A 20,118-nucleotide genomic window follows, 5' to 3' on the forward strand; every position below is an offset into this window, starting at 1 on the left:
GCGCAGTTTTCGACGGTGTTTGGGCTGGTGATCGGAGATTATGACGGGGATGGCAAGAAGGACATTTTGCTTGGGGGTAACTTTTATCAGTCAAAACCGGAAGCAGGGATCTATGATGCCAGTTATTGCTTACTGCTCAAAGGAGACGGTAAAGGTGACTTTACAGCAGTCAAACCACAAACGAGCGGCATCGTGATCAAAGGCGCAGTACGTGATATGAAAGAGATCAAAGCAGGAAAGAGCAAGCTGCTGATCGTTGCTAAAAATAATGACAAAACAGAAGTGTTAGTAAAAGCTCCGGATAAAAATGAAGCTATTAAATAAAATTTTTAACCCAAACTCATGAAAAAACTACTATTCGCCATAGGCCTCATCAGTTGTGGCTTTGCTAATGCACAGCAAACAACAGTAAAAGAAACTCCTCTTTTTAATGGCAAGGATCTTAAAGGATGGTACAGCTTCCTAACTTCGAAAGGGAAAAACAATGACCCCGAGAATGTCTTCTCGGTAGAAAATGGCTTGCTGCATATTACAGGTAAAGAGTTTGGATACCTGTGTACTGAAAAGAAGTATAAGAATTTCCATTTGGTGGCGGAATTTAAATGGGGTATAAAAAAATATCCGCCAAGAGACGCCGATACCATAAAAAGGGACAACGGAATTATGTACTATGTGCAAACGGATGCAGCAGATAAGGTATGGCCAAAATCCATTGAATGTCAAATACAAGAGGGCGATGTGGGTGACATTTGGCTGATTGACAGCGCTACCGTCGTCACTGATGGAAAACGGAGTATTCCACGCGATTTTAACCGCATAGTGAAAAAGAAGAACACGGAAAAGCCTTTCGGCGAATGGAACACAGTAGAAGTAATAGTCGATAAGGGTAAAATTACCTATGTTGTAAATGGAATAGTGGTAAATACGGCCGAATCACCGTCGCTGAATGATGGGCGGATAATTATACAATCCGAAGGCGCAGAAATTTATTACCGCAAAATAGCAATTGCTGAACTATAATTTGAGTAAACACTAAAATCCCAATATAATCAAATGCCAATCGATTCATTAAACGTAAATAATAAATCCAAATCACAAAACACCTATGATGCCATTGTAATTGGTTCAGGTATTAGTGGCGGGTGGGCTGCAAAGGAATTGACCGAAAAAGGCCTGAAAGTCTTAATGCTCGAACGCGGGCGTAATTACGAACATATTAAAGATTATGTTACCGCAACTAAAAATCCCTGGGAATTTAAACACAGGGGAGCGGCCACACTGCAGCAAAAGAAAGATAATCCTGTTATCTCCCGGGATTGGGCCATGTATGGGACTGCTGCCCAGGAACCTCTTATGAAGTCATGGGTAAATGAAAAAGATTGCCCTTATGTGGAGGTTAAACCATTTACCTGGTGGCGTTCATACCAGTTAGGTGGACGGTCTACCTTATGGGGCAGGCAAAGCTACCGGTGGAGTGATTTTGATTTTGAAGCCAATGCAAAAGACGGCATCGCCGTTGACTGGCCCATTCGTTATAAAGAGCTGGCGCCATGGTATGATCATGTGGAGAAATTTGCCGGAATAAGCGGGTCAATGGAGGGCCTGCCTCATTTGCCCGATGGTCATTACCTGCCACCTATGCAACTGAATTGTGTGGAAAAAGATGTAGCATCAAGAATAAAAGCTTTTTACAAGGATCAGCGCCATATGTTTATTGGCCGCGTGGCCAATCTTACAGCACCTATTCAAGCCAGGACACAGTGTCAGTATAGAAACAGATGTTGGGAGGGCTGTCCATTTGGCGGCTATTTCAGTACACAATCTTCAACGCTGCCTGCAGCAGTGGCTACGGGTAACCTTACAGTAAGACCATGGTCTATCGTAACCAAAATTTTGTACGATAAGGATACCAGGAAAGCGACGGGTGTGGAGGTGCTTGATGGCGAAACAAATAAGACCTATGAGTTCTATTCCAAAATTGTTTTTCTCAATGCTTCTACCCTAAACAGCGCATGGGTTTTAATGAATTCAGCAACCGAGATCTGGCCCGAAGGCCTGGGCAGCAGCAGCGGCGAATTGGGCCATAATATTATGGATCATCATTATATGCTCGGTGCACAGGGAATAGTAGAAGGATACCAAGACAAGTACTACTTTGGTCGCAGGGCAAATGGTTTTTATATTCCACGTTTTGTCAATTTATTTGGTGATAAAAGAGACTTCATTCGTGGCTATGGTTATCAGGGTAGTGCGAGCCGGGAAGGGTGGAGCCGTGATGTAGCAGAAATGAATATAGGTGCAGATTTTAAAGAGGCCCTTACAGAACCAGGGGCCTGGCATATCGGGGCAACCGGTTTTGGCGAAATATTGCCATATCACGATAACAAGATAACGCTTGATAAGGAAGTGAAAGACAAGTGGGGCTTGCCGGTGCTGGCAATGGATGCTGGTTTAAAGGAAAATGAATTAAAAATGCGCAAAGACATCATCAAGGAACTGGTAGCGATGTATGAAGCAGTTGGAGTAAAGAATATCACTACCTGGGATAAAAATTATGCCATTGGTCAGGGCATTCACGAGATGGGAAGTGCACGTATGGGTAAAGATCCAAAAACATCCGTACTGAACGCACATAACCAGGTTTGGGATGCGCAAAATGTTTTTGTTACCGATGGGGCCTGTATGACTTCAAGCGCTTGCCAGAACCCGTCGCTCACCTATATGGCACTAACAGCACGTGCGGCTCAATATGCTGTGGATGAGTTGAAAAAAGGCAATTTATAAGCGAAATACTTAAGCATGGAATTTTAATAATTAACCTAAAAATTACTGAGATGAAATACAATTTAATATATACCGCAATACTGGTAAGCAGTTGTCTTGGAGCAAACGCACAGCAAACAGCAAAACCTGAAGACACCGAAATATGGAAACCTATTCCAAAAGTTGTTATTCCAGGGAATACTTTCAGAGATGCACCATCCGACGCAGTCATTTTATTTGATGGCAAAAATCTTGATCAGTGGGTGTTAACTAAAGACACCACCTCACGGGCAAAATGGCTGGTAGCAGATGGTGTAATAACTGTTGATAAAAGTGTGGGGGATATTCAAACGAAAAGGTTGTTTATGGATTTCCAGCTGCATATTGAATACCGGATACCTTCCAATATAACCGGGTCAGGCCAGGCGCGGGGTAACAGCGGCATCTTTTTAGCCGCGCTTCCCTGGGGCGCAGGCGGCTATGAGCTGCAGGTACTCGACAACTATAATAATCCAACTTATGTAAACGGACAGGTGGGTAGTATCTACAAACAATCAATCCCACTGGCTAACGCAGCCTTGCCACCAGGCAAGTGGCAAACTTATGATGTAGTCTGGACCGCCCCACGGTTTAATGACGATGGATCGTTAAGATCGCCCGCCAGGGTAACGGCCTTTCATAATGGCATTCTGGTTCAGAATAATTTCGAATTAAAAGGAGATACTCCCTATATAGGTCAGCCTGCATATAAAAAACATGGCCCGGCACCTATCAAATTGCAAGCTCATGGGGATAAAAGTGAGCCTATCAGTTACCGAAACATCTGGTTAAGGGAATTATAATTTTATAATCATAGTGAATACTCCGGGAAGCGCTATTTAATTTTTAAGTATATGAATCGTTTTTTGATCCTGATCGGGGGAACAATTTTGTTGTTTAGCTCTTGCAAAAAACCGGATTATCAAAAGATAACTGATAATCCGGAACTATATCGTGTTACAGAGAAAAAGTTAAATGATATTATACTTGAGAATAACTTCCCTCCGGTTATTGCTTCCCGCAACTATGCCTATGCGAATATTGCGGCGTATGAAGTGATATCCGCCCAGAACCCTAAAAAATTCCAGTCGTTGGCAGGCCAGATCAAACATTTGACTGCTACACCAAAACCTGCTCCAGGTGTTGAAATTGATTACCCGTTTGCATCCTTGCTTGCGTTTTGCTATGTAGGAAATGCGGTTACATTTCCGGAGGGGAGCATGGATGAGTATGTAGACGCATTAAAGCAAAAAGCGAAAGAGGCAGGGATGCCTTCCGAAGTATTTGAGAACTCGGTGAACTATTCAAATGCAGTCGCAAAACACATCATGAAATGGAGTAAAACCGATCATTATGCACAAACACGATCGGCCAGTAAATACACCGTAACTAAAAAAGAGGGACGCTGGATACCCACACCACCCATGTATTCACAAGCATTGGAACCGCATTGGGGCGAGATCAGACCTTTAATACTCGATTCCGCTTCACAGGTAGCCCCGCCGCCACCGCCTTTATTTGATATGAAGGATATTAACAGTCCATTTTATCAGGACGTGTTGGAGGTAAAGTCCATCGGTGCACGTCTTACCGAAGAACAGAAACAGATCGCGGATTTTTGGGATGATAATGCATTTAAGTTAAACGTGGTTGGACACGCCACTTTCGGAACAAAGAAATTTTCGCCCGGGGGGCATTGGATGAATATTGTAGGCATAGCCTCAGAAACCTGCAAGGCCGATTTTGGTAGTACAGTATGCGCTTATACGGAGACATCGATTGCTCTATTTGATGCATTTATCAACTGCTGGTATTTTAAATACAAGTATAATTTAGTCCGGCCCGAGACTGTCATTACAAAATATTTAGACCCTGATTGGAAAACCTATATTCAAACGCCCTCATTCCCGGAATATGTGAGTGGACATGCGGTTATATCAGCCGCTGCAGCCGAAGTCTTGACCTATCAGTTTGGTGATAATTTTGCTTACCGCGATACCTCAGAAAGTGAGTTTGGAATAGCGCCCCGTAGCTTTAGATCTTTCAGGGAAGCCGCAAAGGAAGCCGGCATATCACGCGTTTATGGTGGTATACATTTTAAAAATTCCTGCCTGGTGGGAACACAGGAAGGTCAGCAGGTTGGGCAACTGGTATTAAAAAAATTGCAAATGAAAATCAAAAAGAGCTAGCAATGCTTTAACAATGAAACTTTTTGTACTTGAATTATTATGAAAATGAAATATATCTTAATTGTATCCCTTGTTTGTTTTTATGCGTCCGCAAAAGCTCAAAGCTTTACCAAAACCCCTTTTGGCATCAAAACAACTGTCAATAATACTGATATCGAAGTCCAGTTTTTTACTCCCCGGATTGTAAGGATATTAAAATCGCCATCAGGAACTAATGTTGTAAAAAACAGTTTATCTGTCATCGGGACCGCTCAAAAGCAGGAGTTAAATATTCACGCAAATGGAGCTGGAATATCTATTAGCAGTAATGCTGTTCAGGTAAAACTTAATAAGTTAGATGGGCAGATAACCTTTGCTGATGTTAAAGGTGAACAACTGTTAAATGAACAGCCGGCGGGGCTAAAGTTTATCCCTTTCAAAGATTCCCTTGAAAATACATTTACAGTGACCCAGGCCTTTAAATTGAAGCAAGACGAAGCGATTTATGGCTTAGGGCAGCATCAGGCTGGCCACATGAACCAGCGCAATCAGAAGGTTATACTGAAGAATGAAAATATGCAGATCGGTATACCATTCATCCATTCATCAAAGGGCTATGGCTTGTTTTGGGATAATTATTCGACAACCGTTTTTGACGATAATGTGTCCGGGACTTCGTTTTCATCTCAGGTAGGTAATTGTGCTGATTATTACTTTATATATGGCGGCAACGCAGACAAAGTGATTGCCGGCTACCGTTACTTAACCGGGCAGGCCCCTATGTTTCCGCGCTGGGTATTTGGTTACTGGCAAAGTCGTGAACGGTATAAAAGTCAGCAGGAAGCAGTGGGTGTAGTTAAAAAATACCGCGAACTGAAAGTGCCTTTTGATGGCCTGGTGCAGGACTGGCAATATTGGGGCGTGGATGAAGCACAATGGAACTCTACAGAGTTTGGGAACCCCAATTATCCGAATCCCCGGGCAATGATTGATAGTGTCCACCAATTGAATGCTCATATTATTATATCCGTATGGCCGTCCTTCGGTAATAAAACCAAAATATGGGCTGATATGAAGGACAAAGGGTTTTTATACAGCAACAGCTTCGTAACATGGCCCCCGAAACCCGTTGTTCAGGTTTATGATGCTTTTAATCCAAAGGCGCGCGACTTGTGGTGGAGCTATACCAATAAAAATATTTTCTCTCTCGGGATGGATGGCTGGTGGCTTGATTCTACAGAACCCGACCACGTAAACCCAAAGGAAAGTGACGACAATACACCAACTTATCTGGGGACTTTCAGGAAAGTACGCAATGCATATCCGCTGATACATACTGGCGGTGTATATCAGCATCAGCGCGAAACGAGTTCAGACAAACGCGTATTTATCCTGGCCCGGTCAGCATTTGCCGGGCAGCAGCGTAATGCAACAACAGTATGGTCTGGCGATATCCAATCTGACTGGAGCATTTTACATAAGCAGATATCAGGGGGGCTTAATCTTTCCCTAAGTGGTATCCCATATTGGAATACCGATATAGGTGGTTTCTTTGCCAATGTGCATTACCATGATGGCATTGATAATGCTTTTAAGGAATTATATGTACGATGGCTACAGTTTGGTACATTTTGTCCGATGATGCGCTCGCATGGTACCGATTTACCCAGGGAGATTTATCAATTCGGGCAAAAAGGGACATGGGCTTATGACGCCATTGAAAAATATATAAATCTTCGTTACCGGCTATTACCCTACAATTATTCAAATGCATGGGGCATTACAGCAAACGCCTCAACAATGATGCGGGCGTTAGTAATGGATTTCCCGGAGGATAAAAAAGCGCTCGATATCAATAATGAATACATGTTTGGCAAAGCTTTCCTGGTTTGTCCGGTAACAGATTCAATGTATACCAGTAAAGTTAGCAGCAAAACCGATTTCAATAATATCAAGTCGCAGCAAGTATACCTGCCGGCAAACCATACCTGGTTTGACTTTTGGACAGGTAAACAGATCAAGGGCGGACAAATTATTAACAAGGAAACCCCAATTGATATACTGCCATTGTATGTAAAGGCGGGCTCGATTATCCCAATGGGGCCATTCCAGCAGTACACTAGTGAAAAAAATCTTAAAAACATTGAATTAAGAATATATGGTGGCGCCGATGGCACATTTACGCTATACGAGGATGAAAATGATAACTACAACTATGAAAAGCATGTTTACTCGACCATTGAATTTAAATGGAACGACAAAGCAAAAATGTTAACGATTAATGCCCGTAATGGGAGCTATCCGGGGATGTTAATAAACAGGACATTTAATGTGATCCTGGTTAATTCAAATCATGGTGCTGGCACCGCAATAACAAAACCTGATAAAACAGTTGAGTATAATGGAGAAAAAAAAGTAGTAACATTCAAATGATTAATTGAGTTTTAGACAAAAACAGACTCATAGCTATTTACATGTAATAAAGATCTGGTGGGTTGTGCGGTTTAATTGATGGCGTTCCGGGATGAGATCCGGAACGCTTTTTTGTTGTGGTGAGAATCTGATAGGCGTTAAGAAATTGCAATCCTATAGCTTAATCGGCGATTTAGGACTTATTCTGAATCGTCGATTTAGCTTATAAATTGACCATGTTTAACATTCGTAATCATAATCTTAAACATTTGATACATTCGATTAAACCGTACCGCAGTAGTTTCGCAGCAATCAATTATAAAACTTAAACTTTTAATGAAAATCAAGGGGAACCTGAACTTCGGGATTCATTTGCTGCTGTTTATTGCTTTTGCATCTTGTCATAAGAGAACAACGTTAGCTGTTCATCAATCATCTGCTATTGCCAGTAGTGGCTACCCAAGCTATAATGTTTCGCCTGCAAAGCCCGATTCGGCCGGGATGAGCAGTACTGCTGGTCAACTTGCAGCAAAAATGAATATAGGATGGAACCTGGGCAATACGCTGGAAGCGATAGGTGGGGAAACAGCCTGGGGAAATCCGAAAGTTACGGACGCTCTTATTAACGAAATAAAAAAAAGCGGGTTTAACGCTGTACGCATTCCCTGCTCATGGGATCAATATGCAGATCAGTCTACTGGTAAAATAAAATCCGCCTGGTTGAGCCGGGTGAAAGAGGTTATTCAGTATTGTATTGATAACGACATGTATGTTATCTTAAATATCCATTGGGATGGCGGCTGGCTTGAAAATAACTGTACTCAGGAAAAAAAAGATGCCGTGAATGCAAAACAAAAAGCATACTGGGAGCAAATAGCTACCAGCCTTCGGGATTTTGATGAACATTTGATTTTTGCAAGCGCAAATGAGCCGGCCGTATCGAACCCTGTCCAAATGGATGTCCTGTTATCATACCATCAAACATTTATCGATGCTGTTCGCGCTACCGGGGGTAAAAACGCTTATCGGACATTGGTGATCCAGGGGCCGTCAACTGATTTTGATAAGACCCTGCACCTGATGACGAAAATGCCCGAAGATAAGGTCAAAAACAAATTGATGTTAGAGGTACATTCCTATACACCTTATCAATTTGCGCTTATGACTCAGGATGAGAAATGGGGTAACCAGTTCTATTATTGGGGGCTGGGATATCATTCGTCAGCTGATGTTGCCCACAACGCTACATGGGGAGAGGAATCTGAAATAGACAAAGTAGCAAAAGATCTGAAAGCCAAATTTATAGATAAAGGAATCCCGGTTATTGTTGGTGAATTTGGGGCGATTAGACGTTCCTCTCTGGTTGGAGATGCGTTAATGCGCCATTTGAGCGCACGCTCCCATTATCTTAAGTATTTTGTAAAATGCGCAAAGACGGATGGCTTGATACCGTTTTACTGGGATGAGGGTAGGCTGGGTAACAACTCATTCGGCATCTTTGACAGGCAGACAAACACTGTATTTGACAAGCAAGCACTGGACTCTCTTATTCGTGGTACAAATTGATAGGTGGGATATCTCGCGCAGCTGGCAAAACCATAGTGTATTTGAGCGTCCGATCTGGTAAATCGATCAGCTTAGAACTTACCGCAAACATTCAAAAGTCATTGCAGCATTGTCGGGGTTTATTCTTAAATTAGTTGATTGCTACGTTTTGAACGATTTGAGGTCAGTGTGATGTTTAAAAGACTTTTACTATTCGTTACCGGGTGCATGCTGACGGTGGGCTGGGTACATGCACAAAACAACCATTACCAATTCTCGCGGTTGGATATTAGAGATGGCCTTTCTAATAACGGGATCAATTGCATTTATAAGGACAATAGCGGATTTATATGGATTGGTACCGAGTCTGGCCTGAACCGTTATGATGGCTATACTTTTAAAGTATACAAGCATTCGGAAGATACTACGGCGCTTACTGACGACGACATAACCGGCATATTCGAAGGGCCTTCCGGAAAATTATGGATTGCAACAATGGCCGGATTTAATATCTATAATCCCGCCGAAGACAGATTTGAGCATGATGCCGACAAGCAGCTAAAGAACATGGGCGTTCCTGACAATCGTATTGGGGATATAAAAAAGGACCGATTGGGAAATTTTTGGTTCGTGCACGAATCATACGGTATTTATAAATACCGGCCCGGGGACGAAAAGGCCACACACCTGCAGCATAACGCGAAAGATAATGAATCTTTGTATTCGGATAAAATAGCGGGTATTAGTGAAGGTCCCGGAGGTAGTTTATGGGTGGTATACCAAAATGGCGTACTTGATAAAGTAGACGAGAACACTGGTTCGGTCACCAATCGCATTGATGTTCTTAATAAAATGGCGAAGCGGAGTGGGGCCAATTACCACCTTTTTGCTGATCGTGACGGCGATTTGTGGGTGTTTGAGCAAGGAAACCCAAGCGGAGTGTTTTATTACGATGTCAAAAAAGATATTTTAAAAAATATAACCAGCACGTCACCTGACGGCCGCTTAAGTTCGGATATTGTCACTGGCGTCTTACAGGATGATAAAGGTCTTATTTGGGTTGGAACCGATCATGGAGGAGTAAACCTCATCAGCAAAAATGATTTTAAGATACAAAGTTTTTTAACACGGGAGGGCGATTCTAAAAGCCTGTCTCAGAACAGCATCACATCTCTTTATAAAGGGAATGATGGAATTGTTTGGATTGGCACCTACAAAAAAGGGATAAGTTATTATCACCCGGATATTATAAAATTTCCACTAATCAAACATTTTGCGTCGGATGCTAGCAGCCTTCCATATGATGACGTGAACCGGTTTACAGAAGACGATCTCGGTAATTTATGGATAGGCACCAATGGACGAGGACTGATTTATTATAACCGCAAGACCAATACCTATAAAAGTTTCATCCACAATCCCGCCGACCCTAACAGCTTGTCGAATAATGTAGTTATCAGTCTTTGTATAGACCATAAAAAAAGGTTATGGATTGGCACCTATTTTGGCGGCATGGACTGTTTTGACGGGCATACCTTTAAACATTATAAACATAGTAGTTCGCCAAATTCAATTTCAGATAACCGGATTGCCGATATTATAGAAGACCCGTCTCATCATTTATGGATTGGGACAATAGGTGGCGGGCTTAATTTATTTGATCCGGAGACAGGAACGTTCAAACACTATATGGCAGGCAGCGGGCTGAACATCAACTATATTTCAAAGCTCGCCGAAGATGAAGATGGGAATCTATGGATTGGTACGGCTTATGGGTTGAACATATTAACCCGCCAGTCTAAATTCATTTCTTATGTGCGGATGGGCAACCCCCAAAATGGCTTGGTAAATAACAATATATCGGGGTTGGTAGAAGACTCTCGTCATTTATTCTGGATTACAACGCGGGATGGCATCAGCATATTTAATCCCAGAACAAAAAAATTCAGGAACCTACATAAGAACGATGGGCTGCCGGACAATAGCACACAAGACGTGCTGGAGGACAACCATCACAACATGTGGGTCAGTACCGCTAATGGTTTATGCAACATCACTGTAGCAGGTACGGGAGACAAACTCACACTGCATTTCAAAAATTTTGATGAAGGTGATGGCTTGCAGGGGCGCGAATTTAATAGGTATTCCTCGTTGAAAACCAAGCGGGGTGAGCTCATTTTCGGGGGAGCTAATGGGTTTAATATATTTAATCCACTGGATATCCGGTCAAATACAGAACAGCAATCCGTCGCATTGACCGATTTTCTCGTTTTCAACAATCCTATTCAACCACAGCAAAGCGTCGATGGGCATGTCGTTCTGCAAAAGTCAATACTTGAAACAAAGGCCATAACGCTTCGCCATGCCGAAAATATGTTTACGATCGAGTTTGCAGCTTTAAACTTTCTGAATCCAGATAAAGTAAGCTATCAATACAAGCTGCAGGGCTTTGATAAGCAATGGATATCTACAAACAACAACTCGCGTAAGGCCACTTATACCAACCTTGATGCCGGCGATTATGTTTTTAAGGTCAGGGCAATAATGCCTTCCGGAGGCGCGGCTATTTCGGAAGCGACCCTGAATATTCAAGTATTACCCCCGTTTTATAAGTCGCCTCTTGCTTACCTGATTTATTTGCTGGTTATTTTTGGAGCATTATATTTTATCAGGCGCAGAGGTATCGAAAAGCTTAAAATGCAGTTTGCCATCGAGGAAGAAAGAAAAGAGGCAAAACGCATACAGGAACTGGATACGATGAAAATCAAATTCCTTACAAATGTTAGCCACGAATTCCGCACACCGTTATCGCTGATTATGGCCCCGGTAGATAAAATGATTAACCAGTCCGCCGATAAAAACCAAAAAACGCAGGCTGAACTGATCAAGCGAAATGCAAGGCGCCTTCTCAACCTCGTTAATCAATTGCTGGATTTCAGGAAAATGGAAGTGCACGAATTAAAGCTTAGCCCTCAATCCGGAGATATTATTCAATTTGTAAAAGACGCTTCTTATTCGTTCGCCGACCTTGCTGAAAAAAAGAATATAGATTTCCTTTTTGATACCGATACCGACAGCCTTATTACCAACTTTGACCATGATAAGATTGAGCGCATCATATTTAATTTACTATCAAACGCTTTCAAATTTACACCGTCGGGCGGCCATGTTAGTGTATGGGTTACCGTCATTTCTGACGAGGATATTCCTGAAAGCAAATGGCTGGAAATAAGAGTAATTGATACCGGTATAGGCATAGAAAAGGAAAAACATGCCCAAATATTTGATTGTTTCTTCCAGAATGATATTCCGGATTCCTTTGTTAACCAGGGTAGCGGTATCGGGCTCTCGATTACCAAAGAATTTATTAAAATGCATAACGGTGAGATAACGGTTGAAAGCGAACCTGGAAATGGAAGTTGCTTTATTGTCAGCATGCCAGTAAAAACTCAAGACCTGTGCATATCAAACTCTGAAGTTTCCGTTTTGGATTTAGAGCCCAACATGTCTTCGGAGGTAAAAAAGGATGTTGATACCGCCCTCGAAAAAAATAAAAAGCCCGTTATTCTGCTTGTGGAAGACAATGATGATTTCAGGTTTTATTTAAAAGACAATCTCAGGGAGTATTTTCAAATAGTTGAAGCTGTAAACGGGAGGGATGGGTGGCAAAAAGCATTGGCATTACACCCCGCCCTCATGGTCAGCGATATCAGCATGCCCGAAATGAACGGTATTGAACTATGTAAAAAACTAAAAAATGATCGCAGGACGTCGCATATACCTGTAATACTGCTTACCGCACTTACTGGTGAAGAAGACCAGGTTAAGGGGCTGGCATTTGGGGCGACCGATTATATGACCAAACCCTTCAATTTTGAGATTCTGCTTTCAAAAATCAAAAACCTTTTGACTTTGCAGGACACATTTAAACGTACTTATAAAAAGCAATTGGATGTTCAGCTGGAAGATGTCGAGGTCCCATCTGAAGACGAGAAATTGCTGCGAAATGTAATCGACTACATAGAGAAAAACATGTCTAACGACCGTTTATCAGTTGAAGAATTAAGTCGCGAAATGGCCATGAGCCGGGTGTCTTTATACAAAAAACTGTTAATGCTAACCGGCAAATCTCCTTTAGAATTTATTAGGTCGGTGAAGATGAAGCGAGCCGCTCAATTACTCGCCAGTGGTCAAATGACCATTGCTATGGTTTCGTATGAAGTTGGCTTTAACTCGCCTACGTACTTTACAAGGACTTTTAAAGAAGAATTCAAATTGCTGCCATCTGAATACATGGCAGAGATCCGAAAAAACGGCCCACCTGTAGATGATCTGAAATCCTGACCGATAATAACTTATCCAAAATAAAAGCTACCGATGTTGAAAATGATATCGGCTTTGCCCGCTATGTTATCATTCGTACTATCAAACTTTCTGTTTTCGGTGTAAATTATACGATTTAATTATTTAATTGTCTGATAATCAAATAATTGAAAATCGGTTAACATTTGTGCTATTATCATTATCAACTCTACGATTTGTTACAGGCACACATCTATAGCTTCATCTTTCGGAAATGAGATTCAAAAGCTTGGCAATCAGCTGCCTTTACATTGAATTCATCTCCACCAATTAAACCGATATTTTTTTATTTGATTTTTTAGAAGAAATACCCTGTTTGAACGGGAGTGATTTTTTGGGGCCAGGCATCCAAAAAGCAAACCTGTGATGACTTGCATAGTACGCAACAACTAAGTTTAAACCAATAAATTATGAAACCAATTTTTACTACTTCCCTAATTAATTAAAAGATGAGACTACTAGCAGTACGAAAAATCAAATTCATGTTCTGTCTCATATTCCTGACAACGTTAATTTCCATTTCAGGTTATGCGCAGACCAAACGTATTAACGGGACTATAGTAAGTGCCGATGATTCAAAACCAATGCCCGGAGTAACTATTAAAGTTCGGGGTGCCAAAACCGGGGCAATATCTGCAGCCGACGGAACTTACTCTATTACGGCCAACCCAACAGATGTATTGGTTTTCACCTTTGTCAGTTATACAACACAACAAATTAATGTTGGTGCAAAAAACACAATTGATGTAAAGATGAGCCCGTCCGCAAGCAACTTAAATGAGGTAGTTGTCACCGGATACGCAAAGGCAAAAAGAAAAGATGTTACAGGCTCTATAAGTTCCATAAAAGGGGACGACCTGCGCCAAACACAACCAACTACTTTTGATCAGGCCTTGCAGGGAAAAGTTGCCGGCGTTGTGGTCCAGCAAATATCAGGTCAGCCTGGCGGTGGCGTGTCTATTCAAATACGCGGCGTATCTTCAATAACTGGTTCTAACTCGCCGTTATACGTAATAGACGGCATTATTATCCCTCCGGTAAGTGACCCCGGTAGTGGGGGTAACCCGTTAAATTCTATCAATCCTGCTGATATCGAATCGATAGATGTATTGAAAGATGCCTCGGCAACAGCAATATACGGTTCGCAGGCAACGAACGGCGTTATCGTTATCACCACTAAGCGAGGTAAAGCGGGCCCGCCAACAGTAAGTTATGATTTCTATACCGGCGATCAGGAGATAGCAAAAAAGCTTCCAACCATGAACCTGCAGCAGTATGCTTCGTTTATGGATGCCCGCGCAGTGGTTTGGGGTTTTGGTGCAAGGCCCGAATTTGCCAATCCGCAATATTTAGGTGTTGGTACCAACTGGCAAAATGAATTATTTCGCAGGGCGCCGATGAACAATCATAATCTGAGTGTCAGCGGTGGCGATAACCGGACACAGTATTTACTGTCAGGTTCTTATTTTGACCAGGAAGGTATAGCGCTTGGGTCTAATTTTCAGCGGTACTCGGTTAGGCTTAACCTGGACAATAAAACCACCAACTGGTTAAAAGTGGGTACCAGCATTCAGATGGCGCACATCAATCAAAATCAAAACACCTCAGCTTCTAATGTAATTAGTTCGGCATTAAGCCTTACCCCGGATGTTCCCGTTCAGAACTCGGACGGATCATGGGGCGGAGTCACTACAACCGATGGTTGGGTGCCTGGTATTGTAAATCCAGTAGCTATAGCCCGCCTTGTAACAAATGTTTCGACAAGAAACCAAATGTTTGGCAACGCATACGCCGAGATACAATTTACTAAAGACTTGTCATTGCGTACGGAAGTATCGGGTAATTTCGACTTTGGTACTGCTAATAATTTTACGCCTACTTATACCTTTGGTAAGGTGATAAACGGTACCAACAGTGGCAGCTCGAGCTCGTCGCAGAACATTTATACGGTATTGCGCAATTTTGCCACTTATAACCATGATTTCGGCAAATATAAGCTCAACGTGTTAGCAGGTTATGAAGCACAGTCAAGCTCGTTTGAAAACGTTGGCGGCGGCCGTTCAAATTTCCCATCAAACAATGTGATCTCGCTCAATGCCGGCGATCCAACTTCGGCCACAAACTCTGGCAGCTACGGACGCGGCGGCGCATCTGAATCCTTTTTCGGACGTGTCAATTTTTCATGGAACGATAAATACCTGATCACTGGGAACATACGCGATGATGGTTCTTCAAATTTTCCGTCTAAAGCTCGTTGGGGAACTACCTACTCGGGTGCATTTGCCTGGAAAATTAATAACGAACCTTTTTTGAAAAATGTTAAATCTATAAATGAATTAAAACTGAGGGTTGGCTACGGGCTTACCAATAACCAAAACATACCCGGTAATACTTATGTAACCCAGCTTACAACAGAAGCTAACGGTATATCAGGTATAGCGCAGTTTCAAAGCAATTTGCCCAACCCGAACGTAAGATGGGAAACAACAAACTACTACGATGGCGGGATTGACGGAACCTTTTTTAACGGACGCTTAAATTTTTCATTGGATGTTTATGACCGCGAAACGAGCCACCTTTTATTAGCTGAACCGCTTCCACTTTATTCAGGTAGTAGTACCGGTTATTCGCCAGGAAGCATGGCGGCGCCTTATGCCAATGTGGGTTCTATGCGTAACAGGGGTATTGACCTGCACGTCAGTTCTACAAATATTAACTCTAAGGATTTTGTATGGAGAAGCGACTTTACCATATCGCGCAACGTCAATAAAGTGCTTAGTTTAGGTAACGGCGGATCTGACGCCAGTTTAGCACAAAAATCGTATACAAATAATGAAATCGTTGAAAAAACGGTGGTAGGTCAGCCCATCGGCGAATTTTATGGCTACCTGTTCGATGGTGTATTTGCCCACCCTAAAGATTTTCAAACGCATGCCTTACCGGTCGATCAAAACGGCAAACCTTATCCAATCTCATCGGCTGGCGGTGGTATCTGGTATGGCGACCGTATGTTTAAAGACCTGAACGGCGATGGTATTATCGATTCAAAAGACCAAACCTTTTTAGGTTCACCTATCCCGAAATTTCAGTATGGCGTCAACAACTCATTTACATACAAAAATTTTGATCTGAACTTTTTCTTCAGTGGCAGTGTGGGCAATAAAATATTCAATGAAATGTCCATTGTGCAAACCAACCCAATAGCCAGTACCGCCTACTTTACCTCGGTATTGAATTATGCAAAACTGGGCATGGTTGATCCAGGCGGCTCGGCATCGGATATTAACAATGTATATGTTGTTAACCCCAATACCAAGATTGTCGGTTTAAGAAATGATATCACCAACGATAACACCCGTTCATCAAATATCTACATACAGGATGGTACATACCTGAAATGTAAGAACATTACGCTGGGTTACCGCGTACCCGAAAATATATTGTCCAAAATATACGTGCATTCAATACGGATATATGCTACTGTAACCAACGTTTTCACCGTCACTAAATATGTAGGCATGGATCCAGAAATTGGTTCATGGAACCCGCTTCAGGCCGGTTGGGATAGCGGTTATTATCCGCAACCACGGGTATATACTATTGGTGCAAACATCACCTTTAACAAATAAAGTTATCACTCATTAAAAAAATATTGATGAAATCAATTAATAAAATAATCATCATTTTGCTACTTGCGGCAGCAATTGCAGGATGCAAAAAGAGCTTTCTGGACCGGCCGTCCACTTCGCAGATTAGCTCTAATAATTTTTACCAAACCCCATCCGATTTACGCCTGGCTACGGCGAATTTATATGGCGGTGCCCCTTGGTGGCAATGGCAGCAGCCCTGGTTATTACTGGGAGATGCATTACCCGGAACGGCCTTTTATACCTATTATGGCGATTTGATGCAGCTGTATACTCGTACTATTACGGCACAAAATGGCCTTATATCAACGGGTTGGACAGGCCTCTATAACGTTATTGCACAAAGTAACATGGTTATCAGTGGCATAAATCAGCAAGCGCCGGCATCCATACCGGTCCTAACCAAAAACAGGGCCTTAGCCGAGGCCAGGTTTATGCGTGCGGTAGCGTACTACCATTTGGTTGTTTATTGGGGTGCAGTGCCTATTATTGAAGATAACACCAAATTGGTAAATAACCCCCTGCTTAACCGTAACAACGTTGCGGATGTTTATAAATTTATTGCTAACGACCTATCTTTTGCAGCACAATACCTGCCTGCTACGGATCAGCCTGGCCGAGTAACCACATGGTCGGCACAGGGCATGTTGGGCAAAGTATACTTAACAATGGCGGGCTGGGGCCAAAACGGCACGCGCAACCAGGCATTGCTTGATAGTGCTAAAAAATACGCCGGCAATGTATGTAAAAACAGCGGGTTGGACTTATTGCCAAACTATTATGACCTTTTCAAGGTGCAAAATAACGACAATGCTGAATCATTATTTGCGCTTCAATGGTCGCCGGGCGTTGGCTATGGATTTGGCAACGTATTGCCGGTTTATTATTCGCCCAGTGGCAAGCTGGTTGCTCAAGGCAACGGCGGATGGCAGCCTTTGCAGCCAACTTTTGACTTGTATAGCATGTACAGCGATAAAGATACCGTACGACGCAAAGCCACTATTATGCTTAATGGCGACCATTATCCAGAATTGGATATTGCAGATGGGGGATATAACGCGACCGGTAACAGCATGAAAAAACATATTGTCGGTAATGAAAAAGATAATAACTCGCCAACAATGACGATATGGTCGTCGCCCGAGCATTTTGCAATGCTGAGGCTGGCGGATGTATACCTGGTGTATGCCGAAGCTATTCTGGGTAACAATGCTTCAACTACCGATGGCGACGCGCTGCTGTATTTTAACAAGGTACGCACAAGGGCCGGTGTAGATCCGGTAACAGTGCTGGATTTTGATACAATGCTTAAGGAAAGACGTGTTGAGCTTGCGTTTGAAGGACAATACTGGATTGACCTGGTACGGTTGTCTTATTACCAGCCTGCTAAAGCAGTCAATATTCTTAACACTCAGAAACGGTACACTTTTACTTATGACTCCAAAACGCATACAGCCCAAAGAGATACCACAACGGCGGTACCTACGCTACCTGCAACCATTGGTTCATTTACGTTGCCAATTCCGGCATCGGAGATAACCACCGATCCGAAATTAGCTCAGCCGCCAGTCCCTTATTATTAATTTAATAATTAAAATATATTATTATGAAAAAAAATTCATTTATCCGCTTGTGTTTATTGCCACTTCTCTTCGCGATAGTGGCTTTATCACCTGCTTGTAAAAAGAACAACGCCGACACCGGTCGGGCTCCTGTTATTACAAGCGTAAGAATGTATAATCCGTCACCTAAGGATACCCTTTTAAGTAGCGGTAATCCTGCAACCGACCCTACATGGTCTGGAGGAACAGGAAAATACGTAGTAATAATCGGGCAGAATTTGCAAAATGCAACGCATATAGAATTTGATGGTGTTCCGGCAACTTTTAATCCTGCTTTATTTGCACCGAACAGTGCGGTAGTGCAAATACCGGCCATTATGTTTTCCGCCATCGATACCACTAAGCTTTATACCCTGAGCTATAAAACAACAGGAGGGTCAACAACATTTTCGTTTAAATTGGGCCCGGCGGCGCCGACAATTACCGCTATTTCAAATGTGTTTGCCAACCCCGGTGATTCTGTTCACGTTTTTGGGACGAATTTAGTTTTAGTTCACAGCTTTTCATACGGCGGAACTCCGATAACATCGTTTAACCCAAGCGCTGACGGAACCTCTATCGGCTTCCTTATGCCTGCGCAAACGCCAACCGACCAGGTAATAGTTGCGACAAAGACTGGTACGGTTAATTTTAAAATAGTAGCCACGCCAACCATTACCGGTATTTCCGACGAGGATGCTAATCCTGGCGACTCTGTGTATGTTTATGGTACCTATCTTAAAAATATCCAGTCGCTATCATTTGCAGGTACTGCTATTACTTCCTTTACATCATCAAAAGATGGAACGTCTGTTGGTTTTGTTTTGCCTACATTATCACAAAGCGGACCTGTATCTGTTACCACAAAGTTTGGTACCGGTACTACTTTGTACAATGTTAACGATTATGTGACGGGGGCTATAGCCAATATGGAATGGAGCGGTCCGTTTGGTTGGAGCTGGAATGGGGGAAGTTTGTATACCGGCACTGCTCCAGGCGATTGGAGGACATACGATGCTGCTTTTTCCGGAATTACAACAAATTCATCACAATATGTTGCGATGAAAACCAATGTTCTGAAAGCTGGAGAAGGAGCTGCGGGCTGGCCTCCTACTTATGAAATTTATTTTGGCGGCGGAACACAATGGGTACCAGCAGCCAATCTTAATGACCCACCAAGCAACTGGGCCTTGAAATTCGATGTAAGTGTCCCTCAGGCCTGGAATGGTGGTACAATAGACATTGTAACTGGTGTGGGTGGCTATATAGCCAGGTGGCAACCTTGGCAAAAAACCGCAACTGCCACAGCACCGTACACTACAAAGGGTTGGATAACTGTAACTATTCCTCTGTCATCGTTCCGTGCAAGTGATCCTACGCTTGGCGAAGGTATGGGCGCTTCCGTATCCCAAATTGTCGGTTTGATTGGGCCAACCGGAAATCCTAGTTGGACGGTATATATCCATAACTACGGCGCTGGGGCAACAGCAACAGGCTTTTATGGTGCTTTTGATAATTTTAGAGTTGTGAAAATTAAATAAACTGGGGCCCCTCAGCAGAATATCGCTGTGGGGCTTTTTA

11 protein-coding genes are annotated in these 20,118 nt (G+C 42.7%); all 11 read left to right on the plus strand.

The window, feature by feature from the left end:
• A partial coding sequence (locus Q3A68_RS22080) for a hypothetical protein (RefSeq protein ID WP_302903317.1) occupies positions 1-324 on the plus strand: 324 nt, incomplete at its 5' end.
• Positions 325-342: 18 nt separating this feature from the next.
• Complete coding sequence (locus tag Q3A68_RS22085; protein ID WP_302903318.1) at positions 343-1,020, plus strand: 3-keto-disaccharide hydrolase; 678 nt, start codon at positions 343-345, stop codon at positions 1,018-1,020.
• Positions 1,021-1,053: 33 nt separating this feature from the next.
• Positions 1,054-2,784: a GMC oxidoreductase gene (locus tag Q3A68_RS22090; protein WP_302903319.1), complete on the plus strand. Its 1,731-nt coding sequence runs from the start codon at positions 1,054-1,056 to the stop codon at positions 2,782-2,784.
• 50 nt (positions 2,785-2,834) lie between these two features.
• Entirely contained in the window at positions 2,835-3,605 is a 771-nt protein-coding gene (locus Q3A68_RS22095) for a 3-keto-disaccharide hydrolase (protein ID WP_302903320.1), read from the plus strand.
• A 51-nt stretch (positions 3,606-3,656) separates the two neighbouring features.
• On the plus strand, positions 3,657-4,991 hold the full coding sequence (locus Q3A68_RS22100) for a vanadium-dependent haloperoxidase (protein WP_302903321.1): 1,335 nt from the start codon (positions 3,657-3,659) through the stop codon (positions 4,989-4,991).
• Between the two features lie 45 nt (positions 4,992-5,036).
• Positions 5,037-7,403 carry a glycoside hydrolase family 31 protein gene (locus Q3A68_RS22105; protein WP_302903322.1) on the plus strand — a complete coding sequence of 789 codons (2,367 nt, stop codon included), beginning with the start codon at positions 5,037-5,039 and terminating at the stop codon, positions 7,401-7,403.
• A 315-nt stretch (positions 7,404-7,718) separates the two neighbouring features.
• Positions 7,719-8,948, plus strand: a complete 1,230-nt coding sequence (locus Q3A68_RS22110; RefSeq protein ID WP_302903323.1) for a glycoside hydrolase family 5 protein — start codon at positions 7,719-7,721, stop codon at positions 8,946-8,948.
• A 171-nt stretch (positions 8,949-9,119) separates the two neighbouring features.
• Positions 9,120-13,271 carry a hybrid sensor histidine kinase/response regulator transcription factor gene (locus Q3A68_RS22115; protein ID WP_302903324.1) on the plus strand — a complete coding sequence of 1,384 codons (4,152 nt, stop codon included), beginning with the start codon at positions 9,120-9,122 and terminating at the stop codon, positions 13,269-13,271.
• Between the two features lie 467 nt (positions 13,272-13,738).
• A complete protein-coding gene (locus tag Q3A68_RS22120) occupies positions 13,739-16,918 on the plus strand; it encodes a SusC/RagA family TonB-linked outer membrane protein (RefSeq protein ID WP_302903325.1) in 3,180 nt (1,059 codons plus the stop codon).
• A 26-nt stretch (positions 16,919-16,944) separates the two neighbouring features.
• Entirely contained in the window at positions 16,945-18,519 is a 1,575-nt protein-coding gene (locus Q3A68_RS22125; RefSeq protein WP_302903326.1) for a RagB/SusD family nutrient uptake outer membrane protein, read from the plus strand.
• Positions 18,520-18,542: 23 nt separating this feature from the next.
• A complete protein-coding gene (locus Q3A68_RS22130) occupies positions 18,543-20,078 on the plus strand; it encodes a glycan-binding surface protein (RefSeq protein WP_302903327.1) in 1,536 nt (511 codons plus the stop codon).
• The last annotated feature ends 40 nt before the right edge of the window (positions 20,079-20,118 follow it).

It is taken from the genome of Mucilaginibacter tolerans (genome assembly GCF_030519375.1).
Classification (GTDB): domain Bacteria; phylum Bacteroidota; class Bacteroidia; order Sphingobacteriales; family Sphingobacteriaceae; genus Mucilaginibacter.